Here is a 25,509-nt window from a genome sequence, read left to right on the forward strand (position 1 = left end):
CGCGCCTTAGCGGAAGGTAGCGAACTTGCTAACTACCCACTTGGCGAGCGCCAACAAGATCACGCCCAGAGCGATGGAAACGATGCCCAGAATGATGAAGAATGTGTTTTCCGCGCCGGCGTCATCCGGGTTGTAGAAGCCGGCCAGCGTGCCCGCCAGGGAGGTGCCCATGGCCACGGCCATCATCCACACCGCCATCATGCGCGACGGGAAGGCCTCCGGGGCGACCTTGGTCGCCAGAGAGTTGCCCACCGGCGACAGCAGCAGCTCGCCCATGGTGAACAGGAAGAGGATCCAGATGATGGCGAACATCGGGGTGGAGTTCGGTCCGCCGCCACTGAACGGCAGGAAGAAGAACAGCGAGACGCCGATAATGACGTTGGCAATGCCGAACTTGGCCGGCGTCGACCACTGGCGGTCGCCCAGCTTGGTCCAGATGAAGGCGAAAACGCTAGAAAAGATGACGATGAAGATCGGGTTAATGAGCTGGACCATCGACGGCGGGATCTCGGTGCCGAAGATGTGGCGGTCCAGGCGCATATCAGAGTAGATGGTCAGCACGGTGAACTGCTGCTGGAAGATGCCGAAGAAGAGCACGCCGGAGACGAACATCGGGATAAAACCGAGCAGGCGGCCGCGCTCCTGCGGGGTGGTCAGGCGGGAGCGGTACATCTGCAGCCACAGCGTCACCGCGGCGAGGAAAGCCACGACGGTGACGATGTTGGACAGCCACTCCAGCTTGACCACGCCGGAGGCGATGAGCCACACGCACACGACGATCATCACGGCGAGGACGCCCAGGGCCGCCAGCAGCTGCTGGCGCGAGACCGGGTTCGGGACCTCATGCCCGGCTTCCTTGATGGTGCTGCCGCGCATGAGGGTGTACTGGACCAGGCCGAAGAACATGCCCACGGCGGCAATGCCGAAGCCCCAGTGGAAGCCCTGCCAGCCCCACAGGAGCGTGGTAATCAGCGGGCCAAAGAGGGCGCCGATATTAACGCCCATATAGAAGATGGAGAACCCGCCATCGCGACGGGGATCATCGCGCGAGTACAACGCGCCCAGAACCACCTGCGCCGTGGTCTTCACGCCGCCAGAACCCACGGCGATGAGCACTAGGCCGATGGCCAGGCCGGTGACCGCGGGGATGAAGGCCAGCGCCAGGTGCCCCAGCATGACCATGATGGCCGAGTAGTACAGGGTGCGCTCCGCGCCGAGCACGCGGTCGGCCACCAGGGAGGCCAGCAGGCAGGCCATGTAGACCAGGCCGCCGTAGGCGCCGACGATGGAGGTCGCCGCCGCCTTGGGGATCTCCAGGCCGCCCTCGGACACGGAGTAGTACATGTACAGCAGGACCAGCGCCTGCATGCCGTAGAAGCTGAAACGCTCCCACATCTCCACGCCGAAGAGGTTGGCCAGCCCCCACGGGTGGCCGAAGAACTGGCGTTTAGTTTCTTGTGGTTTACCGACGGCTGACGCGCCGCCGGCACCGTGCGCGTCGCCCGACGCGTCTGACACTGAGTGAGCGTTTGTGATTCGTGACATAGAAATATATAGCCACCCCCCACGCCACAACGCAATTAATGTGGGATCTGCCACCCCCGTTTTCTGGTGTGCTACCTCGCCCTTCCCGCCCGGTGGGACAGGTCAGGCCGGCCGGCGATACCCCGTCTGAGCAGGGCAGTTCCCGGCGACTGATAGTTTTCGCTTGTGCAGTCCCCCGCCCCGCGCGCGGCGGAGGCCCCGTGCCACCCCATACGAAAGGCCCGCGGCCGGGCGCTGTGCCGGCGGCGGGCCTTAATTCCCACAAAGATTACCCCTGGAGTTAGGAGTTTAGCTTGCGGTATTCAAAGACCTGGTCGATGATGCCGTATTCCTTGGCCTCTTCGGCGGTTAGGATCTTGTCGCGGTCGGTGTCGATGCGCACCTGCTCGGCCGTGCGGCCGGTGTGCTCGGCCAGGGTGTTCTCCATCAGCTTGCGCATGCGCTCGATCTCGGCGGCCTGGATCTCTAGGTCGGAGACCTGGCCCTGGGTACCCTGGGTGGCGGGCTGGTGGATGAGCACGCGGGCGTTCGGCAGCGCGGCGCGCTTGCCCGGAGCGCCGGCAGCCAGCAGGACCGCCGCGGCGGAGGCCGCCTGGCCCAGGCAGACGGTCTGCACGTCGGGGCGCACGTAACGCATGGTGTCGTAAATAGCCATCAGCGCGGTGAAGGAACCGCCCGGGGAGTTGATGTACATGGTGATGTCGCGGTCCGGATCTTGGGCCTCCAGGACTAGCAGCTGCGCCATGACATCGTTAGCGGAAGTGTCATCGACCTGGGTGCCCAGGAAGATGATGCGCTCTTCGAAGAGCTTCGAGTACGGGTTGGTCTCCTTGGTCCCCTGCGCGGACTGCTCGATGAACGACGGCAGCACGTAGCGGGAAGAAGGCATCTGCGATTGCGTCATATTAAAAATTCTCCTTGCTTCTGAGCTTTAGGTGGTGAGGTGCTACCTAGTTCTAGTTGCTGATGGGGCCGTTGACGGTCTCGATGACGTGGTCGACGATGCCGTAGTCCTTCGCCTGCGCGGCGGTGAACCAGCGGTCACGGTCCGAGTCCTTCGTAATCTGCTCGAAGGTCTGGCCGGTGTGCTCAGCGATGAGTTCGGCCATCTCGCGCTTGGTGGCGGCAAACTGTTCGGCCTGGATGGCGATATCCGCGGCGGTGCCGCCCACGCCGGCGGAGGGCTGGTGCATCATGATGCGGGCGTGCGGCAGAGCGAAGCGCTTGCCCTTGGTGCCGCCGGAGAGCAGGAACTGGCCCATGGAGGCAGCCAGGCCCATGCCGTAGGTGGCGACGTCGCACGGCGAGTACTTCATGGTGTCGTAAATGGCCATGCCGGCGGTCACCGAGCCACCCGGGGAATTGATGTAGAGGGAAATATCACGCGTCGGGTCCTCGGCGGACAACAGCAGGATCTGGGCGCAGAGCTTATTGGCAATCTCGTCATCAACCTGGGTGCCCAGGAAGATGATGCGCTCGCGCAGCAGGCGCTCGTAGACGCTGTCGCCTAGGTTCATGCCCGGTGCCGGCGAGGTCATCTGAATACTGTCAGACATAGAATTCATAATCTCCTTGGTGACGGATCTTTGTCTTAATACGACCCACGATACTGCCTTTCCCGCCTCCCGTGGGACGTGTTCGCTGTCAGCGTTGCAGCCGCGGTGCAGCCGCCGCAGACAGACGAAAAGCCCAGCCGAAGCTGGGCTAGGCGGTCCCGCCGCGGCCGATAAAGGCGCGGCGGGAGGCGACCTTACTCGGAGTCGGTTGCCTCGTCCTCGTCCTCGTCGATCTCGCCGAAGTACTGGTCGACGTCGATCTTTTTGCCGTCCTCGTCCTTGACGTCAACGCGGCAGATAGCGGCGGCCAGGGCCTTGCCGCGGCGGACGTCGGCGAAGAGGTTGCCGATCTGGCCGTTGGACTGCAGCTGCTGGACGAACTGGTTCGGGTCCATGCCGTAGGACTGCGCGGTGAACAGGATGTGGTCGGTCAGCTCCTGCTGGGAGACCTCCGGCTGCTCCTGCTCGGCGACGGTGTCCAGGAACAGCTGGGTACGCACGGATTCCTCGGCGGACTTGCGGGCGTCGGCGTCGAACTCCTCGCGGGTGGTGCCCTGCGCCTCGAGCAGCTGCGCCAGCGCCTTCTCGTCCTGGGCCAGCTGGCCCAGGACCTGGTGCAGCTGGGCGTGTGTCTGCTCTTCCACGATGGACTCCGGCAGCTCGAAGGAGACCTTGTCCAGGGCGGCCTTCAGGACCTCGTCGCGGATATTGCCGGCCTGCTGGGCCTTCTTCTGCTCCTCGACCTGGGTCTTGGTGGCATCGCGCAGCTCGTCGATGGTGTCGAACTCGCTGGCCAGCTGGGCGAACTCGTCGTCCAGGTCCGGCAGCTTGCGCTCCTTGGTCTGCTGGACGTGAACCTTGATGGTGGCCTCTTCGCCCTTGTGCTCGCCGGACTCCAGCTTGGCGGTGAACTCGGCGTCCTCGTCGGTCTTCAGGCCGCGCAGGGCGGTGTCCAGCCCCTTGATGAGGTCGTCGTCGCCGATGCGGTAGTTCAGGCCCTCGGTGGAAGCCTCGTCGATCTTCTTGCCGTCGACCTCAGCGGTGAGATCGATGACGGCGATGTCGCCGGTCTTCATCTTGCGCTTGGTGTCCTTGAGCTCACCGAAGCGCTCCTGCAGGTTCTCCAGCTCCTTGTCCACGTCGGCGTCCTCGACGGTGATGGCCGGGACGGTGACGGACAGGTCGGCAAAGTCCGGTACCTCGATCTCCGGGCGGACGTCGACCTCGGCGGTAAACTCCACGAAGTCCTTGTCTTCGATCTTGGAGATATCCACGTCCGGCTGGCCGATGACCTTCAGGTCGTTTTCGGTAACGGCCTGCTCGTAGCGGGACGGCAGCATGTCGTTGACGACCTGCTCGAGGATCGGGCCGCGGCCGAAGCGGGCATCGATAAGCTGGCGCGGCGCCTTGCCCTTGCGGAAGCCCGGGATGGCAACCTGCTGTGCGATTGCGGCGTAGGCCTGATCAATCTCTTTATCCAGCTCTGCGAACGGGACGTTGACGGTGAGCTTAACGCGGGTGTCGCTCAGCTTGTCGACGGTAGTCTTCACGAGTAACTCTCCTGGCTCTCAATTGGTAGAAGGATTTCTGGTACAGAGTATAAACAAGGGGCCCGGCAGCACCTCGCATGAGGGTGGCTGACAGGCCCCTATACGTCGGGGCGACAGGATTTGAACCTGCGACCCCCTGCTCCCAAAGCAGGTGCGCTACCAAGCTGCGCCACGCCCCGTATAGCTTGCCCGGCCAGCACGGAGGCCCCGCGCCGGCGTTGCTCGCCTAAGCTTACCGATGCCGCCGCACTATGCCCAACTCTGGGTCCCGGTTGGCCCGGTTTCCGCAGGCTCGGGGCGCACGGCGCGACCAGTTAGCCGCTATTTCGCGTCCATCTCCGCCGGGTGCGCACCGCCCCGACCTTCCTCGCCGCGGTCCAGCGAGGTGATGCCGGCCATCTCGTCCTCGCTCAGCTCGAAGCCGAAGACGTCGAAGTTTTCGCGGATGCGCTCCGGGGTGGCAGTCTTCGGGAATACGATGGTCCCGTTCTGCAGGTGCCAGCGGATAATCACCTGCGCCGGGCTGACGCCGTGGGCCTCGGCCGGGTCGGTGATTTCCGGCTGCTCGAAAATATCGGTCTTGCCCTGGCCCAACGGCCCCCAGGCCTCGACCTTGATGCCGTGGGCCCGGGCGGCGTCGATGTCCTTCCACTGCTGGAAGTACGGGTGCAGCTCGATCTGGTTGACGGCCGGGGTGACGTCCGTGTTCATCTCCAGCTGGTCGAGGTGCTCGGGCAGGAAGTTGGACACGCCGATGGACTTCGCCTTGCCGGCCTCGCGCAACTCAATCAGCTGCTTCCAGGCCTCCACGTAGTTGCCGTCGGCAGGCACGGGCCAGTGGATGAGGTAGAGATCGACGTAATCGAGCCCCAGCTTGCCCAGGGAGGTATCCAGCGCTTCCGCGGCGTTGAGCTGGCTGTCGTTCCACAGCTTGGTGGTGATAAACAGCTCGTGGCGCGGGATGCCGGAGGCGGCAATCGCCCGGCCCACGCCCTCTTCGTTGCCGTAGATGGCGGCGGTGTCGATATGCCGGATTCCCTGGCGCAGGGCTTCGGCGACCAGCTTTTCGGTCTTGTCCGGGTCCACCTGGAAGACGCCGTAGCCCAGCTGCGGGACGCGGTTGCCGTCGTTGAGCTCAATCATTGGTACGTTCATGCGCCCCACTGTACTGAACTGTGCTGAAACCGCGCTTTTTAAGGCGTGAGCGCGCCCCAGAGGAAGCCGACGGTACCGTTTTCTACCAGCAGGTACACGCCCAGCCCGATGAAGACCACGGGCACGATGGCTTTCTCGTATTTCTCCACCGTCTCCCCGATGGCCGGGACCTTCGCTAGCCGTTGGGACAGCTGGCACAGCAGGAAGATCCCCAGCGCGAAGACGGCGAGGATGACAAGGATCTGCAGCCCGGTGGTCCGGCTGAAATAGGGCACGTAGACGCCCAGGTTGTCCCCGCCCAGCGCCAGGGTCAGCGCGGTAAACGCGGCCAGCTTGGAACCGCGGCCGCGGACCTTGTCCGCGATCTCGCCCTCGTCGACGTCCTCGTCCACCAACAGCACCCGGATGCCGAGCGCGATGGGGATAAGCCCCAGCAGGCCGATGACCCAGTCGTGCGGGATGAGGTTTAGCAAAAACGCCGCGGCCAGGCTGGCCGCCACCAGGATCCCGGTGCCCAAGTATTGGCCGCCGTAGATGGCGCGGGCGTGGCGCGCGCCCTGGGTGGCGAACAGGATGGTCAGCACGACAAGGTAGTCGATCGAAGTCGATATAAACACCACGACCGCGGTCAGGATAGTTCCCACCACACTCCCCTTTCCCAGCACCCCGGGCTCAATTTTTCGGGCCCGGGCGAAAAAACGCCGGAGACCAGGCTACTGGACTTTTCCAGTGCGCTGCATCTTCGGCGTTGCTTGGAGGGAATGACGGGAATCGAACCCGCGTCTTCAGCTTGGAAGGCTGAGGTATTAGCCACTATACGACATTCCCACTGCCCCTTTTAAAGGCGTGGGAACAATGATAGCGCATGGTTTGGGCCGCGCCCAAAACCGCCCGGGCGGGGCCGCGCCCCCTCACCAGACGTGCCCCATAAGCTCAACGGGAGGGAACTTTTCGGGATAGGCTGGCGTTTAACCTTATAGGTACCCAGAGAAGTACCCCGCGCCGGGGCCCACCTGCCCCGCCGGGCGCGGGAGACAACACTCGATTATCGGGAAGTGAACTTTTTAGGCATGGAATTGCTCATCCCTCTTATCGTGGTCGGCGGCGGCGTGGCCTGGTGGACCAGCAACAACAACAAGAAAAAGACCGCGCAGCGCCGGCAGCAGCAGTTGGAAGACGCGCAGGCTGAGGCGCGGCGCTGGATCGAGCGCCTGGGTGGTCAGGTGATGAGCCTGTCCGGCACCGACAAAGCCTCCCAACAGGCAATGGCGGATGCCTCGGAACGTTTCACCGCGGCGAATTCCGCTATCTCGCGGGCGAACACCACCAAGCAGGCGCACCTGGCCCGCGAGTCCGCGCTCGAGGGCCTGCATTACGTCAACGCGGCGCGCGAAATCATGGGCATGGATCCGGGCCCGGAGCTGCCCCCGCTGGAGGGCCAGCGCAAGGCCGGCAAGGTCACCGAGCGCCGCACAGTCGACGCCGGCGGCCAGGAGATCACCGCCTCCCCGTACGCGTCCGACGAGACCCCGAACTACTACCCCGGCGGCACGGTGGCCGGCCGCCCGGTCCCGGCCGGCTGGTACTCCCGCCCGTGGTGGGCGGACGCCATGGCTACCGGCGTGTGGATGATGGGCTATTCCATGATGTTTAACGCCATGTTCGCCGGCATGGCCGGAGTCGGCTACTCCGGCGAGGAGGCGGCCGCCGGCGACTTCAGCGACGGCGGCGACATGGGGGATGCTGGCGACGCTGGTGATATGGGCGACGGCGGCGACATGGGGGACGCCGGGGACATGGGCGACGGCGGCGGCCTCTTCGACGGCGGCATCTTTGACGGCGGCCTGCTCGGCGGCGACGGCTTCGACTTCGATTTCTAAGCCGAAGCGTCCGCACAAAGGCGCCGGGGAGAAGCACTTGTAGTGGTGCTCTCCCCGGCGCCTTTCGTCTGACTAGAGGGGCCTAGCTAGCAGGCTGGCTAGCTGGCTTAAGCCTCCGGTACCTCCGGGGCGATCCCGGTGCGCTCGTAGTCGGCCAGGATGTCGATCCGGCGCTGGTGGCGCTCCGCGCCCGACCATTCCTGTTCCAGGAAGGCGTCCGCGATGGCCAGGGCCTGCTCCGGGGTGTGCATGCGGCCACCGATGCCGATGAGCTGGGCGTTGTTGTGCTCGCGGGCCAGGCGCGCGGTCTCTTCCGACCACGCCAGGGCGCAGCGCGCACCCTCGACCTTGTTGGCCGCGATCTGCTCACCGTTGCCGGAGCCGCCCAGCACGATCCCCAAAGAACCCGGGTCGTTGACCGTGCGCTGGGCCGCCTCGATGCAAAACGCCGGGTAGTCATCCTCCGGGTCGAGGGTGTGGGCGCCGCAATCGATGACCTCGTGACCGGCGTCGGACAAGTGCTGTGCAATCAGGTTTTTGGTCTCAAAACCTGCGTGATCTGCTCCTAGGTATACGCGCATAATCCTTATCCTACCGCCGGGCCTACTCGGCCGCCGGCATCTCGGTGCGGGTGCGCTTGAGCTCGAAGAAATAGGGGAACTCCGCGAGCTTGATGGCGGCATCGAAAAGCTCGCCGGCCTCCTCGCCGCGCGGGATGCGGGTGATGACCGGGCCGAAGAAGGCGGTCTCGCCCAGCTTGACCACCGGGGTGCCGACGTCCTCGCCGACCGAGTCGATGCCCTCCTGGTGGAAGCGCTTCAGCTCCTCGTCGGCGTCGGTGGTATTTGCTACCTCGGCGTAGGCCGCGTCCAGGCCGGCCTGGTCGAGGGCCTGGGTGATTACCTCGTCGTAAGCGCCGTAGCCCTTCTTGCCGGCGTTGCCGTCCACGTGGACAAGGGTGCCCATCGCCGTGTAGAGCTCGTCGACCTTGGCCGGCTCCTGGGTGGCCACGCGGGCGAAGACGCGGGCCGGGCCCCAGTTTGCCTCCATGGCCTCTAGGTAGGCCGGGTCCAGATCGCGGCCCTCGTTGAGCACGGACAGGGACATCGGCACGAAGGTGACCTCGATGTCGCGGACCTTCTCGGCCTCCTTGATCCACCGCGAGGTGGCCCAAGCGAACGGGCACGAGACGTCGAACCAGAACTTCACCTGCTGAGTCATGAACGTTTTCTCCTAAATTCTTTGGTTGCTTAAGGATTTCCGCGCACCCCAGCCTAGGCGACGGCTAGGCTGGACCGTAGCCTAAAATTCACCACCTAGGAGGTAAGACAGCTATGACCTCGACAAACCTGACTCGTGACGAGGCCCAGCATCGCTCGCAGATGCTGCGGGTCAACCATTACGACGTCGCCTTGGACTTAACGCAGTCGGACACGCACTTCATCTCCACCACCCGCGTGGACTTTTCGTGCCTGCGCCCGGGCAGCACCTTCCTGGATCTGCGCGCCGAGGAGATCCTGGACGTGCGCCTGAGCGGGGCTCCCCTGCCGACCGCCGCCTACGAGCCGGAGTTCGGCATCCCGCTGTCCGGCCTGCAGGTCGCGAACTACACCATCGAGGTCACCGCCCGCATCCCCTACTCCCGCACGGGCGAGGGGCTGCACCGCTTCGTCGACCCGGCCGATGACCAGCCCTACCTGTACACCCAGTTCGAGACCGCCGACGCCAAGCGGGTCTTCGCCTGCTTCGACCAGCCCGATCTCAAGGCGACCTACGACTTGTCCTTCGCCGTGCCGGCGGGCTGGCGGGTTATCACCAACGGGCCGGTGACCCAGCGCGGCAATACCTTTAGCTGCCACCTGGACTACCCGCTGTCGACCTACCTGATCGCCGTGTGCGCCGGCCCTTACGTCGAGTTCACCGACACCTGGCGCGGACAGCTTTCCGCCCACCCGGAGGGCCAGCCCGCCCAGGACCTAGAGGTCCCGCTGGGTCTGTACTGCCGCCAGTCCCTGGCCGAGCACCTAGACCACGAGCGCCTGTTCACCGAGACCAAGCAGGGCTTTGACTTCTACCACCGCAACTTCGGCTTCGCCTACCCCTACGGCAAGTACGACCAGATCTTCGTGCCGGAGTTCAACGCCGGCGCCATGGAAAACGCCGGCTGCGTGACCATCCGCGACGAGTACGTCTTCGCCTCCCAGGCCACCCACTACATGTACGAGCGCCGCGCGGACACCATCCTCCACGAGCTGGCCCACATGTGGTTCGGGGACCTGGTGACCATGCAGTGGTGGAACGACCTGTGGCTCAACGAGTCCTTCGCCACCTGGTCCGCTGCCATCTCCCAGGCGGAGCAGACCCAGTACGACACGGCCTGGGTAACCTTCGCCAACGTGGAGAAGGCCTGGGCTTACCAGCAGGACCAGCTGCCCACCACTCACCCCATCTCCACGGACGCCTCGGACATCGAGACCGTCGAGCAGAACTTCGACGGGATTACCTACGCCAAGGGCGCCAGCGTGCTTAAGCAGCTGCAGGCCTACGTCGGCCGGGAGAACTTCTTCGCCGGGGTGCGCCGCCACTTTGCCGCCCATGCCTGGGGCAATGCCACCTTCGACGACCTGCTGCGCCACCTGACCGAGGCCTCCGGCCGCGACCTGTCCTTCTGGGCTAAGCAGTGGCTCAAGACCACCGGCGTGAACTCGCTCAAGGCCAGCTTTAACGTGGACAACGGCGCCTACACGGACTTCGCCGTCGAGCAGTCCGGGGATACCCTGCGCACCCACCGCGTGGCCGTGGGGCTCTACCGCCTGGACGGCGGGAAGGTCACCCGCTATCAGCGCGTCGAGCTGGACATCGACGGCGCCCGCACCGACGTCGCCGAGCTGGTCGGCGCCCCGGCCGCGGATCTGGTCCTGGTCAACGACGACGATCTGACCTACGCCCTGCAGGATCTGGACCCGGCCTCCCGCGATTTCGTGGTGGACAACATCGACAAGATCGCCGATCCGATGGCGCGCACCCTGTGCTGGTCCGCCGCCTGGGAGATGACCCGCGCGGGCAGCATGCGCGCCCGGGACTTCATCGCCCTGGTCGCCCGCGGCGCGGCCGCAGAGACCGAACTGTCGGTCCTCGAGCGCATCCTCACCCAGGCCGTGCAGGCCCAGCTGCGCTACGCCGATCCCACCTGGGCCAAGGACACTACCCTGCTGGCCGATGCCCTGTTGGCAGGCGCCCGCAGCGACGACGAGCAGCGCCGCCTGGTCTTCGCCAAGGCCCTAGGAGCCCTGCCGCTGACTGAGTCCTCCCGCGACTACTTTCGCGAGGTGCTGGAGGACTCCGAGGACAACGGCATGCGCTGGCGCGCCGTGGCCGCCCTGGTCGCCGGCGGGGCCGTGGAGGACGCGGACAAGCTCATCGATGCCGAGCTCGAGCGCGACAACTCCGCCACCGGCTACCAGGCTTCCCTCAAGGCGCGCGCGGCTATCAACACCGCCGAAAACAAGAAGGCGGTCTGGCTCGAGCTCGTCGACGGCCAGCTGGGCAACCGCGATACCGGCTCGAAGCTGGCCGGCCTGGTCTTCCCCGGCGCGGAAGACAATCTGCCCAGCGAGGGCTACTTCGAGGTGGCAGAAAAGATCTGGGACGGCCAGTCCCACGAGATCGCCCTGGCGACGGTCTCCGGCCTCTTCCCCTCCTGGGACGTCAGCCAGGCAACCGTGGATCGCGCCGAGGAATTCCTGCGCCGCGATCTGCCCACCGGGTTGCACCGCGTGGTGACCGAGCAGCGTGACCGCACCGCCCGCGCGGTGCGCAACCGGGCGGTGGACGCCAGCTAACAGTATGGGTGTTACGCTGGAATTTTAGCAGATTTGCACCCAAAACTACTAAGCGGCGAGCTGTGATTATTAGCTCGCCGCTTTCGTTATGCCCGGTTATGCCCGGTTCGATAATATTTTTCCTGTCCCCCTTGTTTGTTACTAGTGGAAAGGCACTTAGATGTTAGCCACTGTCCTCGCCCCGGACTCCGTCCTGGCGATCGTACTGCAAGTGGTCATTATTCTTGTTGCCCTGGTGCTGGGTACCCGCTACGGCGGGCTCGGCCTAGGCCTGATTTCCGGTATCGGCCTGCTGCTCATGGTCTTCGCCTTCGGACTGGCCCCGGGCGAGCCGCCAGTATCGGTGATGCTGACCATCATCGCAGTCATCGGCTGCGCCGCGACCCTCCAACAGGCGCGCGGCCTCGAAGTCATGATGCAATTCGCCGAGAAGATCCTGCGCGCCCACCCGGAGCGCATCACCATTCTCGCTCCCCTGACCACATGGTTTTTGACCGTGCTCTGCGGCACCGGCCACGTCGTCTACACGATGTTCCCCATCATCGAGGACATCGCCCTGAAGAAGGGCATCCGCCCCGAGCGCCCCATGGCCGTGGCCTCCACCTCGGCCCAGATGGGTATCACCGCCTCGCCGGTCTCGGTTGCCACCGTCTCGCTGGCCTCCATCCTGGCCGAGCACGCCGGCGCCATCGACCAGGCCTACTCCATCCCGCAGATCCTCATGGTCGCCATCCCGGCCTCCCTGTCCGGTGTCATCCTGGCCGCCCTGTGGTCCCTGCGCCGCGGCAAGGACCTGGACAAGGACCCAGCCTTCCAGGAGCGCATGCAGGACCCCGAGTTCGCAGAGTCCATTAAAAACCCCAGCCACTCGCTCATCGGCGTGGAATTCCCCAAGGAAGCCAAGCGCTCCGTGGTCATCTTCCTGGTCGCCATCGTCTGCGTGGTCTTCCTCGGCGCCTTCGACTTCCTGCGCCCGCTCGTCCCAGGCGAGGACGGCGAGCTCTCGCCGGTGTCGATGAACCTGGTCATCCAGATGGTCATGCTGGTCGCCGGCGCCGTCATCCTGATGAGCTGCAAGGTCGACCACAAAAAGATCGCCAGCACCCCGGTCTTCAAGGCCGGCATGACCGCGGTCTTCTCCGTCTTCGGCGTGGCCTGGATGGCGGACACCTTCTTCCAGGCGCACATCGATGCCCTGGAGGCCGGCCTCGGCGACGTCGTCGCCCAAGCCCCGTGGGCCTACGCCGTCGTGCTGATCATCGTCTCGAAGCTGGTCAACTCCCAGGGCGCGGCCCTAGTGGCCATCGCCCCCATCGGCCTGCAGCTGGGTATCGATCCGGCCGTCATCGTCGGCTTCTACGGCGCGGCCTACGGCTACTTCATCCTGCCGACCTACCCGTCGGACCTGGCCTGCATCGGTTTCGACCGCACGGGCACGACCCGCATCGGCAAGTTCGTCATCAATCACTCCTTCATCATCCCGGGCACCATCTCGGTGCTGACCTCCTGTGTGGTCGGTTCCCTGCTCGCGCAGGTGCTCCTCTAGCCCCGCGGGCCCGCGCCCGCTCCTTAGATATCTAGGTGCAGCTTCGCGACGTCGCCGCGCAACGCCATCTCGGTGAAATCCAGAGGGCGGCCGGCGGCGTCGAGCGCGCAGCGCTGCACCCGCAGGATAGGCGTGGTGCGCGAAAGCCCCAGCGCCTTCTGCTCCATCGCGTTCGGCAGCGCCGGCTCCAAAGACTGCCGGTACTTGGCCGGACGCCGCTGCTCCCAGTGGCCCTGCAAATCCGCCGCCGGCACGAAGTGGTGCGAATACAGCGCCCGGGTCCCGTCGACGGTGTGCAGCCTCTTGACGGACCAGACCCGGTAGGTCTCCGCAATCGCTAGCTGCTCCGCCACCGTCGGCGGCACCTGCACGTGAGATTCCTCGAGCTCGTCAATGACGAGCTCGTTTTCGTCGTTGCGCAGCTGCGCCCCCAAGTCCTCGACGCGGCCCAAGTCCACCACCGGCGCCGTTGTACGCACGAACGTGCCCCCGGTGCGGCCGCGGCGTCGATCAATAAGCCCCTCCAGCTGGAGGATATCCAGCGCGTGCCGCACCGTCATGCGGGCGACGTTGAACTCGTGGACGAGCGCGCGCTCGGTGGGAAACCGGTCGCCCGGTCGCAACTCGGCGCGTTGGATGCGCCCCCGCAGGGCGTCCGCGATGGTCAGGTAGGCCGGCTTAGAACTGGGCTGCTTAGTCACAGATTAAGTTTAGCGCATGAATCTGCGCGAGGTGTTCGACCCACGCGACTTATTCCACGCGCGGGCGCACCTGGATCTCGGTCAGCTGCGTGGTCGGGCCGGCGTCCACGACCGCGCGCACCGCCCGCGCGATTTCGGCCGGGGCGATAACCTCGTCGCGGTTGTAGTCGGTCAGCCCCTGCAACATCGCGGTATCCGTGGGCCCGGGCGCCACGGTGCTCACCCGGATGCCGTGCTCGGACTTGCGCAGCCCGTCGGCCAGGGCGTAGAGCGCGTGCTTGGTGGCCGCGTAGACCACGTTGTCGCCGAAGCCGCCGCGGCCAGCGCCGGAGTTGATGAATACCACGGTTCCGCCGGCGCGGTTGAGCGCTGGCAGGAGGCGCTGGGTCAACATGGCCGGGGCCACCACGTTGATGGATAGGTGGCCTTCCCAGTCGTCCCGGCTGGCCGATGCCACCGAGCGCCGCTGCGCAATCGCCGCCGCGTGGACCAGCACGTCGACGTGGTCTAGCTCCGGCAGGTCGAAGTCCTCGGTCAGGTCCGCGCGCACGCAGGTCACGCCGGGCCCCTCCAGCTCGGCGAGGCGCTCGGCGTTGCGGCCGATGGCCACGACGCGGTGGTCGCGGGACAAATCCGCGACGATCTCGCGGCCCATCCCGCCTGTGGCGCCGGTGACGACGGCGGTTTTGGTCTGTTCTTGGTTAGACATGTCGGCCAGTCTAGGCGCTTTAGCGGAAGCGCCGGGGCACGTCCGGGGTGCCCAGGGTGAGCATCAGGCGGTTTGCCCAGTTGAAAAAGGACGAAGAATAGATAACGTCCAGGACCGCCTGATTGTCGAGGCCCGCCGCCCGCAGCGCGTCGACGTGCTCGGCGCCGAGTTCCAGCGGGGTCCGGCTAATGGCCACCGCGGCATCCCGGATGGCGGCCCAGTCCGCCCGCCCCAAATCGATGTCGACGCCGTCGTCGAGGAGGCGGTCGATGGTCTCCCGGTCGCCGCCCTCGTCAACGTAGCGCTGCTGGTGCACGGAGGCGCAGTACTCGCAGCCGTTGAGGCGCGAGACCACCGTTGCGGCCAGCTCGCGCTCCGCGCGGCCCAGCCCGCCGTCGGTGTTGTAGAAGATGTCCAGGTCCGTCAGGGTGCGGGCCTTCAGCGCGGCGGGGTCGCGGGCCAGCAGGCGGAAGTAGGGCTGCTCGATGCGCTCCGGCTTAATCAGCGCCTCGCGCTGCTCCTCGGTGAAGTCTTCCTTGCTCAGCCCCGGCACCCAGGGCTTCCAGCCCAGCGCGTGGTTGACAAAGCGGCCCGGGTGGACCACCTCGGGGGTCTCCACCCCGCCCGTGACCTCCCAGCCGGGTCGCTCCTGCGGGGTCTCCGCCACGGCCCCCGGCGCAGCCGGGGCCTCGCCGCCCAGCACCGCGATACCGCGCACCACGCGCAACTGGAAGGCCAAAAAGCTAATCAGCTGCGCCAGGCTAACCATGCCGGTCGGACCCCACCCGCTGGCGTCCAGGTGGCCGATGGCCGCCGGCTCCGCGTCCTTCGGGTGGAAGACCAGAAGATGCGCGAAGTCGAAGGCCGCGCCCAGGTGCTCGCCCAGAGCTTCGAAGGTGCTGTGTCCCCCGCCCGCGTAGGGCCCGCGGTGCTGTCCAGCCACGATGGCCTCCTTGACTGGGGCGAGAAGCTCCTCGTCCTCGTCGCCTAAAAGGTCCAGGTAGAACTCCGCCGGGCGGCCGGCCTGCGTAATACCCGCCACAAAGGCGGCCACGGCGTAGCGCTCCGCCTGGCTAAACTCCCCGGCCTCCGCCGGCTCGAGCAGCGCTGCGAAGCTCAGCTGGGCGTTCTCGCGGGCCGCCGGGCGGGCGCTGCGCAGCTGGCTAACTGCGGCGCTGGTCTGCGCCAGCTCGTCGATGATATCGGTCATTATTTCTCCTCGGTTCTTTGTTTCTGCTTGCTGCTTCTTCGCTTCTTTTTCGCTCTTACAGGCCCAAGTTTAGGTCGCCGCCGCGGTAGCGGGAGCCGGGGATGGCCTCGATGAGCCGGCGGGTGAGATCCGCCTGCGGGTTGGTAAAAACTTCGGCGGTCGAGCCGTATTCGACCTGCTGGCCGGATCCCAGCACGCTGACGGTGTCGCTGACCTGGTTGACCACGGCCAGGTCGTGGGAGATGAAGATATAGGTCAGCCCCAGCTCCTGCTGCAAGTCGTCGAGCAGGCGCAGGATCTGCGACTGGACGGTCACGTCCAGGGCGGAGACCGCCTCATCCAGCACGACCAGCTCCGGTTCGATGATCATGGCGCGGGCGATCGCCACGCGCTGGCGCTGCCCGCCGGACAGGCGCGCCGGCAGGCGCTGGCCCATGTCCGGGTCCAGGGCGACCAGCTCCATAAACTCGCGTGCGGCCTCCCGCGCCCGGGCCCGCTTCATCCCGCGGAAATTCACCAGGGGCTCGGCGATGGTATCCGCGATGGTGCGGCGCGGGTCCAGCGAGCTATACGGGTTCTGGTAGACCAGCTGGACCTGGCGGCGAGCCTCGCGCCGGCCGGCCGCATCCAGCTCGGTCAGCTCCGTGCCGCCCAGCCGGATGCTGCCCGCGGTCGGTTGGTTGAACATCGCCACGGACCGGCCGATGGTGGTCTTGCCGGAGCCGGACTCGCCCACCAGCGCGTGCGTGGTGCCCTTAGCAACCTCGAAGCTCACCCCGTCCAGGGCGGTGAAGCCGCCGAAGCGCTGCATCAGGCCGTCCACCCGGAGCAGCGGCTGCGTGCCGGCGGCGACCGGGGTGGCCTGCTGCCGGGTGAAATCGGCGGCGGTCAGGGAGGGGGCATCGGCGAGCAGTCGCTTGGAATACGGGTGCTGCGGGTCGGTGAGCACCGTGGCCGCCAGGCCGGACTCGCGGACCTGGCCGGCCTCCATGACCACGATCTGGTCCGCGCGGTCGCCCGCCACGGCCAGGTCGTGCGTGATAAACAGCAGGCCCAGGCCGAGCTCTTCGCGCATGTCGTCCAGCAGGTCCAGGATGGTCTTCTGCACCGTCACATCGAGGGCACTGGTGGGCTCGTCGGCGATGATAAGCTCTGGCTCCAGCGCCACCGCCGCGGCGATGAGTACGCGCTGCTTCATGCCGCCGGACAGCTCGTGCGGGTACTGATGGTAGCGGCGCTCCGGGTCATCGATGCCGACCCGCTCCAGCAGCTCCAGCGCCCGGGCGCGCCGATCCCCACGCCCGTGGATTTCCATGCCCTCTTCCACCGCGGCGCCGATGGTCTTCAGCGGGTTCAGAGAGTTGTTCGGATCCTGCGGCACCAGCCCGATGTGGGCGCCGCGGATGCCGCGCCATTGCTTGCGACTAAGCCCGGTCAGGTCGCGGCCCTGGAAGGTCACGGAGCCGGCATCGACGGCGGCGTTGTCCGGCAACAGGCCCAGGATGGCCAGCGCCGAGGTGGACTTGCCCGAGCCGGACTCGCCGACGATGGCGGTCATCTGGCCCGGCTCCACCCCAAGGTTCACGCCCTGGACCGCCGGGGAGCCGTCGTAGGAGACGTTCAAGTCAGTAACAGTTAACAGTGACACGAGTTCTGCTCCTTGTGGTTTAGGCCTGCGCCCGGATGTTGCGGGAGAGATGGTTGGCGGCCATGACGACGGCGACAATCGCCAGGCCCGGGATGACAATCAGCCACCAGGCCGTGGCCATAAAGTCGCGGCCCTCGGCGATGATAAGACCCCACTCCGGCGTGGGCGGCGGGGCGCCGTAGCCCAAAAAGCCCAGGATGGACAGCTGCAGGATGGCGGAGCCGAACTGCAGGGTCGCCAGGGCCACCACCGGGGTCAGCGAGTTGGGCAGGATGTGGCGCACCATCACCTGCAGTGGGCGCGCGCCCGAGCCGTAGGCGGCCTCCACGTAGTCCGCCCCGGCCACGCTGATGACCTGGGATCGCGCCAGGCGCGCGAACGCGGCGATGCTGGTGACACCGACGGCCACCGCCGCCTGGACGGAGCCGAACCCCAGCACGATGATGATGGACAGCGACAGCAAGATGCCGGGGATGGACAGCAGCACGTCGACCACGCGCATCAGGGCCGTGTCCACCCAGCCGCGCAGGCTGCCGGCCAGCATGCCGATAATGGTGCCGATCACCAGGCCCACAGCCACGGCGATGAAGGCGCCGACCAGGGACTGGCGGGCTGCGTAGACGACGCGGGCGTACAGGTCGCGGCCGACGGCGTCGGTGCCGAACCAGTGCTCGCTACTTGGCGGCAGCAAGGCGACGTCGGTGCCCGCGTACGGGTCCGCGCTTGCCAGCAGGCCGGGCCACAGCGCCGCGAGGGCGGCGATGACCAGCACGACGATCGCCACGAGCGAGGTCGGGCGTGCCCAGGGATTGCGGGGCTTAGACATGGGTCTTCCTTCCTGCCACCCGGGACGGGGCCTTCTGGCCCCGCAGGCGGACGTCCAGGACCGGGTACAAAAGGTCCACGACCAGGTTGATAATCACGTAGGCGGCCGCGGCGATAACCACCACCGCCATCAGCACCGGGGTGTCCCGGTTGGCCACGGCCTGGGCGGTCATCTGCCCCAGGCCGGTGCGGCCGAAGACGGTCTCGGTGACCACGGCGCCGCCGACCAGCTCGCCGAAGAGCAGGCCGGCCATCGTCAGCGCCGGGAGCAGGGAGTTGCGCAGGACGTTGCGCCAGAAAATCCAGGCCTCCGAGGCGCCGCGGGCGCGCACCGCGTTGACAAAAGGCTGGCCCTGCGTCTGCTCGATGGAGCGGATGAGCACCTGCGTCAGCGGCGCGGAGATAGGCACCGCCAGCGTCAGCGTGGGCAGGATGAGCCCCTCGATGCTGCCCGGCTCAATCACGCGCACCCAGCCCAGCTGGAAGGAGAATACCTGGATGAGCAGGATGCCGATCCAGAAGCCTGGCAGGGAGACCAGCAGGGAGGGAAGCCCGCGGAAGAAGGAGCCGATCCAGCCCAGGCCCGGCAGCGTCGCGGCGAAGGCGACCAGCAGGGCGACGATGACAGAGACCACGATGGCTGAGGTCGCCAGCGCCAGCGTGTGCGGCAGCGCGTCCGCAATCAGCGTGGCCACCGGGGCGCCGGACTCGGTGGAATTGCCGAACTCGCCGACCAGAAACCCGCCCAGCGAGGTAAAGAACTGGACCCACAGGGGCTTATCGATGCCCATCGAGTCCCGGATCTCGTCAATCTCGGCCTGCGACAGACCCAGCGCCGGGTCGCCGAAGCGGGACTGCACGGCATCCGACGGCAGCGCCGACAGCAGGAAGAACGCGACCGTGTAGGTAATCAGCAGCACCAGCAGTGCCTGCCCGAAACGGGCCAAAATCTGCTTTCCGGTCATTAGTTAATCTCCTCCACCTCGTAGAACCAGGGGCGGGCGACGGCCTCCGGCCGGAAGCCTTCCACGCCCTCGGCGACCGCGTAGACCTGCGGCTCCTCGAACAGCGGCAGCGCGTAGGCCTTCTCCGTGATGTAATCCTGGGCCTCCTGGACCGCCTGCTCGCGCTCCTGAGTGCCGGTGACGGAGACGACGCGGTCGAGCAGCTGCTCCAAGTGGGCGTCGATGGGCTCGCCGGCGGAATCCTGGTTGAGGAAGGCGTCGCGGTTGTTGATGCTGTAGAAGGACGTAATCGCGTCGTAGTCGGCGCGCGCGACCATGGAGTGGTACAGCTGCACCTTGTCGATGTCCTTGGCGTCCGCGTTCTGCGTGGCTTGGTCGCCGGCGTTAATCTCCACGCCGATGCCGAGCTCGCCCAGCTGGTCCTGAACCATCGTCATGACCTCCTTGGATCGCGGCTGCGGCAGCGCCGTGTTCGAGCGCAGCACCAGGCGCTTGCCGTCCTTGGTGAGGATCCCGTCCGGGCCCGGTTCCCAGCCGGCTTCTGCCAGCAGCTCGCGCGCCGCGTCCGGGTCGTAGGCGTAAGCATCACCCTGGTCTTTGTAGCCCCGCCCGGTTTCGGCCACGGTGGAGGTGGCCAGCGGGTAGGAATCGGAGAAGAGCACACGCAGGATTTCCTGCCTGTCGATGCCGCGGATAATCGCCTCGCGCACCCGCTGGTCTTGCAGCAGCGGGTGGTCGAAGCGGAAGGCCAGCTGGTTGTTCATCGAGTTGGTGCCGCGGGTGACGATGTTGACCCCGCGGGATTGCAGCAGGTCTTCCTGCGGCGCCGAAATCTGGCGGGCGATGTCCGCCTGGCCGGACAGCACCGCGCCGGTGCGCACGGATTCCTCGGCGGCCAGGATGTAGTGCACGCCGTCGATGGCGGCCCGGCCCTGGTGGCGCGCCTGAGGCGGCGCCCAGTCGTAGTCCTCGCGGGTCTTTAACACCAGGTCGGTGCCGATCTCCTCGTGTTCGACCACGAAGGGCCCCGAGCCGATGACGTTGCGCGCGTTGCCGGGGCCGAAGCCCTCGTTGTCCAGCTTGAGCGACTCGTCCGAGAGTAGGCCCGCGTTGTAGGAGGCGGTGGCCTGCAAAAAGCCCGGCGACGGGGCGGAGAAGTGGAAACGCACGGTGTCTTCGTCGATAACCTCGCCGCGCTCGTAGTTGGAGATCTGCTCGGAGGCAGTCAGCGTGCGGTCGCTGTCGCCCAGCCCGTAGAGATCGAAGTTCGCCACCACGTTCTCCGCCGTCAGCGGGGATCCGTCGGAGTAGGTCACGTCCGTGCGGATATTAAAGGTGTATTCGGTGGCGTCCTCGTTGACTTCGGGCAGCTCCGTGGCAATCCAGGGAGAAAGCTCCAGGGTCTCCGGGTCCTGGTAGAGCAGCCGGTCGGTGAGCTGGTTGACCACGCCGCCGTTCGGGTAGAAGCCGGCGGCCGGCGGGTAGAGAGTGCGGAAGAACTGCGGCTCCAGGTACGTCAGGACGTTGTCGGAGCCGCCTTCCTCCCCTTCCGGCGCGGTGGCGCACCCAGCGGCCAGCGCTGCCACGACGACTAGACTGGTGAGGGTTCTGAGTAGTTTCACGGTGATGATACTTCTTCGGGGTTAGTTCAACTATTAACTGCTTGCGAATTTAACACAGTTTAGACCGTTTAGTATCATTACTGTAGACCAACTAGTCTAATTTATTCTCTCGTTTATGAAGGATGAAGACATTGTCAGCACCGTTAGCCGTGGCCATCGTGGGGATGGGCCCGCGGGGCATCTCCGTCATTGAGCGCCTCGCCGCCCACCTCCACGAACACCCCTCCACCCCACCTATCACCCTGCACCTCATCGACGACGCCGAGCACGGCGCCGGCCGCATCTGGGAAACCAGCCAGACCCGCACCCTGTGCATGAACACCCTGGCCGGCGCGGTCACCCTGTTCACCGAGCCGGAGTCCACCCTCACCGCCCCGGCGCTGGAAGGCCCCATCCTCTACGAGTGGATCCAGCTCCTGCGCGGCGACGACCCGACCGCCGCCGGCATCAGCGACGCCAAGGTCGAGCTGTTCCGCCAGTTCCCGCCCACCGTCGACCGCGCCTTTGCCACCGAGCTCGACGAGTCCCGGCCCGAGTCCCACCCTTCCCGCGCCCTCTACGGCGCCTACCTGCGCTGGGTGCTCACCGTCGCGCTGGCGCAGCTCCCCGATGGGGTCGAGGTGGTCCACCACTTTAGCCGCGCTACCGACATCGCCGACGCCGGCGATCACGACGTGCTCACCTTGGCCGACGGCTCCCAGGTGGCCGCCGACAAGACCGTGCTGGCCTACGGCTGGCAGGTGCCGGCCGCCAACGAGGAAGAGCAGCGCCTGGCCGCCGCGGATCTCAACTGGGTGCGCCCCGACAACCCCGTCGAGCAGCCCGTCGAGGAAATCCCGGCCGGCCAGAAGGTGCTCGTGCGCGGGCTCGGTATGGGCTTCTTCGACGTCATGGCACTGGTGACCATCAACCGCGGCGGCGAGTTCGTCGCCGACGACTCCGCCCGCGGCGGCCTGCGCTACCAGCCGTCCGGCCGCGAGCCCCAGCTGGTCGTTACCTCCGGGCGCGGCTACCCCTACCTGCCGAAGTCCCAGTACCACTCCCTGCCGCCGAAGGCCGACCTGTCCCGCTTTAAGGCGGCGCTGGCGGACTTGGGCGACGATTTCGACTTCGGCGCAGAGGTCCTGCCCGCCCTGGTCCGCGACGCCTACGCCGCCTACTACCCCGAGCGCGCCGCCGAGATCGATGCCGCCAAGCTGCACGCCGACACCCTGCCCGCCCTGGCGGCCGAGCTCTCCGCGGCGCTGAACTGCGAGTTCCGTCTCGACTACTGGATGAACCCGCTGGCCGCCTACGACGGCGATGACCCGACCGGCTTCATCGCCGCCGGGCTCGAGCGCGACATCGCCGAGTCCCAGGCCGGGCGCGACTCCCGCCTCAAGGCCGCCCTGTGGGCGATTTCGGCGGCGCGCAAACCCGCCTCCATCGCCGGCTCGGAAGGCCGCATGAGCTGGGCCTCGCGCACCGGGGCCTACCGCGAGTTCATGGCGTTTGGCCAGATGGTAGGCTCCGGCCCGCCGCTGTTTCGCACCCAGCAGCTGCTCGCGCTCATCGATGCCGGCCTGATCACCTTCCTGGGCGATCACCCGCAGCTGGAAATCGGCGACGCGTTCACCCTGCGCACCCGCTTCGGCGCGGCCAGCTCCGACTGGCTCGTCGACGCCTGGATGCACCAGCCCGACGTGCGCCACGCCGTCGACCCGATGTCGGTGTCGCTCCAGGCGCGCACGCGGCCGTTCCACGACCACGGGCACCCGACAGGCTCGCCGGAGACCACGTGGCAGCGTCGCACCATCCACCCCGACGGCGCGGTGGATGAGCGGCTGCACATCATCGGCATCCCCACCTATGCCCAGTGGCCGGACACCACCATCTCCCCCATGCCGGGCACCGATCCCCTGATGCTGCAGGAGACCGACCGCACGGCCGGCGACCTGCTAGCTTAGGGCGCCCAGCGCCTGGGCGAGGTCGGCCATGAGGTCGGCCTCGTCCTCAATACCAATCGACAGGCGCACCATGTCCGCCGGCGGGACCAGCTCGGAGCCTTCCGCCGAGGCGTGCGTCATCTTCTGCGGGTGCTCGACCAAGGACTCGACCCCGCCCAGCGACTCCGCCAGACAAATCAGGCGCGTGTTCAGGCAGAACTGCTCCGCGTGCTCGGGGTTATGGAAACGCACTGAGAGCATGCCGCCGAAGCCGCGCATCTGACCCGCGGCCGTCGCGTGGCCCGAGTGGTCTTCCAGCCCCGGGTAGTAGACTTGGCTGACCTCGGGGCGGGAGGCCAGGTATTCCGCCACCGCCTGTGCGTTGGAGCAGTGGCGCTCCATGCGCACGCCCAGGGTCTTGATGCCGCGGGCGGTGAGGTAGGCATCGAAAGGCGAGGAGACCGCGCCGACGCAGCCCTGGAAGTACAGGAGGCGCTCGTCGACGTGGGCATCGTTAGTGATGACGGCACCGCCGAGGACGTCGGAGTGGCCGCCCAGGTACTTGGTGGTCGAGTGCACCACGTGGTCCGCGCCTAGGGCCAGCGGGTTTTGCAAATAGGGCGTGGCGAAGGTGTTGTCCACCACCAGCGCGGCGTGCTTTTTCACTTCCGCGACGGCGGCGATATCCGTGACCGACAGCGCCGGGTTGCTGGGCGTTTCCAGCCAGATGATCCGGGTGTTGTCGCGCACGGCGGCCGCGACCTCGTCTGGGTTGGTCGTGTCCACGACGCTCAACTGAATGCCCCACTCCCCAAAGTCGTGGTGCAGCAGACGATAGGTGCCGCCGTAGGCGTCGTTGCCCAGGATGACGTGATCGCCGGGGCGGGCCAGGATGCGGATGAGCGTGTCGATGGCCGCCATGCCCGAGGAAAACACGCGGGCAAAGCTGGCGTCTTCCAGGGCCGCCAGGGTCTGCTCCAGGGAGCGGACCGTCGGGTTGGCCACGCGGCCGTACTCGAAGCCGCCGCGCAGTTGCGCGAGGCCGTCCTGCGCAAACGTCGTGGAGGCGTAGATGGGCACGTTGATGGACCCCATGTGTCCGTCCGGGTGGTAGCCGGCGTGGATGGCGCGGGAGGTAAATCCCTGGGCGAGTTCTTGCTTCGTCTGCTGCGTCATGCCACCCAACCCTAGACCAAGCTGTCCACTTTTGGTGCGCCGCCGCCACCCTTTTATTCACCACCTGCCCTGTGCCGCCGTAGCCATCGCTGCGCCCACGCTCGGCCGCGGTTACTACAATCGAAGCCGAGTCAACAAGGAAAGAGAGTGCATGAGTCTCACAGTGTTAGCTAGTTCCGCCAGCACCACTGCCGTCAACACGGTCAGCAACTGGTGGGAGGACGAGCAGATCCGCTCGTGGGTCGTGGAACGGCCCGTCAAGATCGTCATCATTCTGCTGATCGCCGTCATCGCCCAGTGGGTGCTGCGGCGGATCATCAACCAGTTGGCAGCCAAGGCCTCCAAGACCCCCAGCGGGGCGACCATCCCGCGCCTGACGCTGGGGCCGAAGGCCACCAAGGCGCAGCGGGAGGAGGAAAGCCGGCAGCAGGCCGCGATGAACCGCAGCCAGGAAAACCGGCGCAAGTCCCGCATCAAGACGTTGGCCGGGGTCAGCAAGTCGGCCGTGGGCATCATCATCTGGAGCTTGGCCGCCCTGCTCATCCTGGACCAGCTGGGCGTGAACATCGCCCCGCTTATCGCTTCCGCCGGTGTGGTTGGTGTTGCCCTTGGTTTCGGCGCCCAGTCGCTGGTCAAGGACTTCCTGTCCGGCATTTTCATGCTGCTGGAGGACCAGTACGGCATCGGCGACACCATCGACGTGGGTGAGGAGATCATCGGCGACGTCGAGGACATCACCCTGCGCGTGACCAAGCTGCGCGACATCGACGGCACCCTGTGGACAGTCCGCAACGGCGAGATCCTGCGCATTGGTAATTTCTCCGACCACTACGCCATCTGTCGCCTGCAGATCCCGGTGGGCCTGTCCAACAACGCGAAGGAAGCGTGGCGCGTCATCGAGGACGCCGTCAACCACGCGGTCAAGGATCCGGAGATTGTCAACGAGGTCATCGACGAGCCCGTCATCAACGGTATCTCCGACTGGGAGCCGGACTACATCTCCTACCGTATTTCCATCAAGACGATGCCCGGCCAGCAGTGGCACGTCCAGCGCCACGCCCAGGCGCACATCCTGGACGCCATGCAGGAGGCCGGCATTTCCACCCCGTATCCCTACGGCATGGGCATCATGCGGAAGGCGGACTAAGTGCAGACCAGCAGCGTTTACGATGCCATCGGGGGCGAGGAGACCTTCCGCCGCCTGGTCGCAGGTTTCTACGCCCGCGTGCGCAACGACGACATCCTGGCGCCCATGTACCCGGCCGAGGACTTCGACGGCGCCGCGCAACGGCTGCAGTGGTTCCTCGCGCAGTATTGGGGCGGGCCCGCCGAGTTCAACGCCAACCGCGGCGCCCCGCGCCTCCGGATGCGGCATGTGCACTTCCCCATCGATTCCGCCGCCGCCCAGCGTTGGCTGGACCTGATGGGCGCCTCCCTGGACGACATCGATGAGGAGACCATCCCGCCGGCGTACCGCGCGATGATCTGGGATCACATGCAGCGCGTCGCCGCGATGCTCATCAACCGACCGGATTAGCTTTTCGGCACGCCGAGTAAGCGCTACGGAGTGGTTTCCGTGGCGCCTTTTCTTGTGCTTTTGCTTGTTGCCCGGCAGTCGTGGGGTTCGGCTGGCTTCTTTTTATGGTTTGCGGCT

The 25,509-nt window shown here is 66.3% G+C and carries 22 protein-coding genes and 2 tRNA genes; 6 read left to right on the forward strand and 18 right to left on the reverse strand.

Annotated elements, in window-relative coordinates:
• Window positions 1-6: 6 nt before the first annotated feature.
• The 8 genes from HMPREF3067_RS07295 to HMPREF3067_RS07330 all read right to left on the reverse strand — a co-directional run bounded on the left by HMPREF3067_RS07295 (window position 7) and on the right by HMPREF3067_RS07330 (window position 6,634).
• Window positions 7-1,545: a peptide MFS transporter gene (locus HMPREF3067_RS07295; protein WP_083319199.1), complete on the reverse strand. Its 1,539-nt coding sequence runs from the start codon at window positions 1,543-1,545 to the stop codon at window positions 7-9.
• Between the two features lie 280 nt (window positions 1,546-1,825).
• A complete protein-coding gene (locus tag HMPREF3067_RS07300; RefSeq protein ID WP_070769069.1) occupies window positions 1,826-2,449 on the reverse strand; it encodes an ATP-dependent Clp protease proteolytic subunit in 624 nt (207 codons plus the stop codon).
• Between the two features lie 52 nt (window positions 2,450-2,501).
• Window positions 2,502-3,101 (reverse strand): ATP-dependent Clp protease proteolytic subunit, encoded by a 600-nt coding sequence (locus HMPREF3067_RS07305; RefSeq protein WP_070769070.1) that lies wholly within the window; start codon window positions 3,099-3,101, stop codon window positions 2,502-2,504.
• A gap of 194 nt (window positions 3,102-3,295) precedes the next feature.
• On the reverse strand, window positions 3,296-4,651 hold the full coding sequence (gene tig / locus HMPREF3067_RS07310) for a trigger factor (RefSeq protein ID WP_070769071.1): 1,356 nt from the start codon (window positions 4,649-4,651) through the stop codon (window positions 3,296-3,298).
• 105 nt (window positions 4,652-4,756) lie between these two features.
• Window positions 4,757-4,830, reverse strand: a tRNA-Pro gene (locus HMPREF3067_RS07315).
• A 142-nt stretch (window positions 4,831-4,972) separates the two neighbouring features.
• Window positions 4,973-5,806: an aldo/keto reductase gene (locus HMPREF3067_RS07320; RefSeq protein ID WP_070769072.1), complete on the reverse strand. Its 834-nt coding sequence runs from the start codon at window positions 5,804-5,806 to the stop codon at window positions 4,973-4,975.
• A gap of 38 nt (window positions 5,807-5,844) precedes the next feature.
• Complete coding sequence (locus HMPREF3067_RS07325) at window positions 5,845-6,453, reverse strand: CadD family cadmium resistance transporter (RefSeq protein WP_246819265.1); 609 nt, start codon at window positions 6,451-6,453, stop codon at window positions 5,845-5,847.
• 106 nt (window positions 6,454-6,559) lie between these two features.
• Window positions 6,560-6,634, reverse strand: a tRNA-Gly gene (locus HMPREF3067_RS07330).
• A gap of 242 nt (window positions 6,635-6,876) precedes the next feature.
• Here HMPREF3067_RS07330 and HMPREF3067_RS07335 point away from each other — a divergent pair.
• Entirely contained in the window at window positions 6,877-7,686 is an 810-nt protein-coding gene (locus HMPREF3067_RS07335; RefSeq protein ID WP_070769073.1) for a hypothetical protein, read from the forward strand.
• A gap of 107 nt (window positions 7,687-7,793) precedes the next feature.
• Here the strand turns inward: HMPREF3067_RS07335 and HMPREF3067_RS07340 are convergent, their stop codons facing one another.
• Entirely contained in the window at window positions 7,794-8,267 is a 474-nt protein-coding gene (locus tag HMPREF3067_RS07340; RefSeq protein ID WP_070769074.1) for a ribose-5-phosphate isomerase, read from the reverse strand.
• 22 nt (window positions 8,268-8,289) lie between these two features.
• Window positions 8,290-8,907, reverse strand: coding sequence for a mycothiol-dependent nitroreductase Rv2466c family protein (locus HMPREF3067_RS07345; RefSeq protein ID WP_070769075.1), 618 nt, complete (start codon window positions 8,905-8,907; stop codon window positions 8,290-8,292).
• Window positions 8,908-9,020: 113 nt separating this feature from the next.
• On the opposite strand from HMPREF3067_RS07345, the gene pepN reads away from it, so the two are divergent.
• Together pepN and HMPREF3067_RS07355 are read left to right on the forward strand one after the other, a co-directional pair.
• The gene (gene pepN / locus HMPREF3067_RS07350; protein WP_070769076.1) at window positions 9,021-11,528 is read left to right on the forward strand and encodes an aminopeptidase N; all 2,508 of its coding nucleotides are present in this window, start codon (window positions 9,021-9,023) and stop codon (window positions 11,526-11,528) included.
• Between the two features lie 160 nt (window positions 11,529-11,688).
• Window positions 11,689-13,074: an anaerobic C4-dicarboxylate transporter gene (locus tag HMPREF3067_RS07355; RefSeq protein ID WP_070769077.1), complete on the forward strand. Its 1,386-nt coding sequence runs from the start codon at window positions 11,689-11,691 to the stop codon at window positions 13,072-13,074.
• Between the two features lie 23 nt (window positions 13,075-13,097).
• On the opposite strand, the gene HMPREF3067_RS07360 is transcribed toward HMPREF3067_RS07355, so the two are convergent.
• Genes HMPREF3067_RS07360 through HMPREF3067_RS07390 form a run of 7 tightly spaced genes read right to left on the reverse strand, consistent with a single transcriptional unit; the run spans window position 13,098 to window position 20,754 of the window.
• Complete coding sequence (locus tag HMPREF3067_RS07360) at window positions 13,098-13,775, reverse strand: GntR family transcriptional regulator (protein WP_070769078.1); 678 nt, start codon at window positions 13,773-13,775, stop codon at window positions 13,098-13,100.
• A 49-nt stretch (window positions 13,776-13,824) separates the two neighbouring features.
• Complete coding sequence (locus HMPREF3067_RS07365) at window positions 13,825-14,484, reverse strand: SDR family oxidoreductase (protein ID WP_070769079.1); 660 nt, start codon at window positions 14,482-14,484, stop codon at window positions 13,825-13,827.
• 19 nt (window positions 14,485-14,503) lie between these two features.
• On the reverse strand, window positions 14,504-15,694 hold the full coding sequence (locus HMPREF3067_RS07370; RefSeq protein WP_070769080.1) for an alkylhydroperoxidase domain protein: 1,191 nt from the start codon (window positions 15,692-15,694) through the stop codon (window positions 14,504-14,506).
• Window positions 15,695-15,749: 55 nt separating this feature from the next.
• Entirely contained in the window at window positions 15,750-17,342 is a 1,593-nt protein-coding gene (locus HMPREF3067_RS07375) for a dipeptide ABC transporter ATP-binding protein (RefSeq protein ID WP_070769081.1), read from the reverse strand.
• A gap of 19 nt (window positions 17,343-17,361) precedes the next feature.
• A complete protein-coding gene (locus HMPREF3067_RS07380; protein ID WP_070769082.1) occupies window positions 17,362-18,168 on the reverse strand; it encodes an ABC transporter permease in 807 nt (268 codons plus the stop codon).
• The gene (locus HMPREF3067_RS07385) at window positions 18,161-19,132 is read right to left on the reverse strand and encodes an ABC transporter permease (RefSeq protein ID WP_070769083.1); all 972 of its coding nucleotides are present in this window, start codon (window positions 19,130-19,132) and stop codon (window positions 18,161-18,163) included. Before HMPREF3067_RS07385 ends, HMPREF3067_RS07380 begins: the two co-directional genes overlap by 8 nt.
• A complete protein-coding gene (locus HMPREF3067_RS07390) occupies window positions 19,132-20,754 on the reverse strand; it encodes a TIGR04028 family ABC transporter substrate-binding protein (protein WP_083319200.1) in 1,623 nt (540 codons plus the stop codon). The genes HMPREF3067_RS07385 and HMPREF3067_RS07390 overlap by 1 nt, the downstream gene beginning before the upstream one ends.
• Before the next feature lie 122 nt (window positions 20,755-20,876).
• Between HMPREF3067_RS07390 and HMPREF3067_RS07395 the strand changes: the two genes are divergently transcribed.
• The gene (locus tag HMPREF3067_RS07395; protein WP_070769085.1) at window positions 20,877-22,700 is read left to right on the forward strand and encodes an FAD/NAD(P)-binding protein; all 1,824 of its coding nucleotides are present in this window, start codon (window positions 20,877-20,879) and stop codon (window positions 22,698-22,700) included.
• Here the strand turns inward: HMPREF3067_RS07395 and HMPREF3067_RS07400 are convergent.
• Window positions 22,692-23,855 carry a cystathionine gamma-synthase gene (locus HMPREF3067_RS07400; protein WP_070769086.1) on the reverse strand — a complete coding sequence of 388 codons (1,164 nt, stop codon included), beginning with the start codon at window positions 23,853-23,855 and terminating at the stop codon, window positions 22,692-22,694. The genes HMPREF3067_RS07395 and HMPREF3067_RS07400 overlap by 9 nt on opposite strands.
• Before the next feature lie 151 nt (window positions 23,856-24,006).
• Here HMPREF3067_RS07400 and HMPREF3067_RS07405 point away from each other — a divergent pair, with 151 nt between their 5' ends.
• On the forward strand, window positions 24,007-25,002 hold the full coding sequence (locus tag HMPREF3067_RS07405; RefSeq protein WP_070769087.1) for a mechanosensitive ion channel family protein: 996 nt from the start codon (window positions 24,007-24,009) through the stop codon (window positions 25,000-25,002).
• Window positions 25,003-25,392 carry a globin domain-containing protein gene (locus HMPREF3067_RS07410; RefSeq protein ID WP_070769088.1) on the forward strand — a complete coding sequence of 130 codons (390 nt, stop codon included), beginning with the start codon at window positions 25,003-25,005 and terminating at the stop codon, window positions 25,390-25,392.
• Window positions 25,393-25,509 lie beyond the last annotated feature (117 nt).

The organism is Corynebacterium sp. HMSC04H06, assembly GCF_001815935.1.
In the GTDB taxonomy this organism is placed as follows: domain Bacteria; phylum Actinomycetota; class Actinomycetes; order Mycobacteriales; family Mycobacteriaceae; genus Corynebacterium.

What these genes read in the sequence shown, in the direction of transcription:
- HMPREF3067_RS07355 (WP_070769077.1), top strand. Translation starts at nt 11,689, where the DNA reads ATGTTAGCCACTGTCCTCGCCCCGGACTCCGTCCTGGCGATCGTACTG.
- HMPREF3067_RS07305 (WP_070769070.1), bottom strand. Translation starts at nt 3,101, where the DNA reads ATGTCTGACAGTATTCAGATGACCTCGCCGGCACCGGGCATGAACCTA.
- HMPREF3067_RS07340 (WP_070769074.1), bottom strand. Translation starts at nt 8,267, where the DNA reads ATGCGCGTATACCTAGGAGCAGATCACGCAGGTTTTGAGACCAAAAAC.
- HMPREF3067_RS07320 (WP_070769072.1), bottom strand. Translation starts at nt 5,806, where the DNA reads ATGAACGTACCAATGATTGAGCTCAACGACGGCAACCGCGTCCCGCAG.
- HMPREF3067_RS07400 (WP_070769086.1), bottom strand. Translation starts at nt 23,855, where the DNA reads ATGACGCAGCAGACGAAGCAAGAACTCGCCCAGGGATTTACCTCCCGC.
- HMPREF3067_RS07370 (WP_070769080.1), bottom strand. Translation starts at nt 15,694, where the DNA reads ATGACCGATATCATCGACGAGCTGGCGCAGACCAGCGCCGCAGTTAGC.
- HMPREF3067_RS07300 (WP_070769069.1), bottom strand. Translation starts at nt 2,449, where the DNA reads ATGACGCAATCGCAGATGCCTTCTTCCCGCTACGTGCTGCCGTCGTTC.
- HMPREF3067_RS07365 (WP_070769079.1), bottom strand. Translation starts at nt 14,484, where the DNA reads ATGTCTAACCAAGAACAGACCAAAACCGCCGTCGTCACCGGCGCCACA.
- pepN (WP_070769076.1), top strand. Translation starts at nt 9,021, where the DNA reads ATGACCTCGACAAACCTGACTCGTGACGAGGCCCAGCATCGCTCGCAG.
- HMPREF3067_RS07385 (WP_070769083.1), bottom strand. Translation starts at nt 19,132, where the DNA reads ATGACCGGAAAGCAGATTTTGGCCCGTTTCGGGCAGGCACTGCTGGTG.
- HMPREF3067_RS07395 (WP_070769085.1), top strand. Translation starts at nt 20,877, where the DNA reads ATGAAGACATTGTCAGCACCGTTAGCCGTGGCCATCGTGGGGATGGGC.
- HMPREF3067_RS07295 (WP_083319199.1), bottom strand. Translation starts at nt 1,545, where the DNA reads ATGTCACGAATCACAAACGCTCACTCAGTGTCAGACGCGTCGGGCGAC.
- HMPREF3067_RS07335 (WP_070769073.1), top strand. Translation starts at nt 6,877, where the DNA reads ATGGAATTGCTCATCCCTCTTATCGTGGTCGGCGGCGGCGTGGCCTGG.
- HMPREF3067_RS07380 (WP_070769082.1), bottom strand. Translation starts at nt 18,168, where the DNA reads ATGTCTAAGCCCCGCAATCCCTGGGCACGCCCGACCTCGCTCGTGGCG.
- HMPREF3067_RS07345 (WP_070769075.1), bottom strand. Translation starts at nt 8,907, where the DNA reads ATGACTCAGCAGGTGAAGTTCTGGTTCGACGTCTCGTGCCCGTTCGCT.
- HMPREF3067_RS07405 (WP_070769087.1), top strand. Translation starts at nt 24,007, where the DNA reads ATGAGTCTCACAGTGTTAGCTAGTTCCGCCAGCACCACTGCCGTCAAC.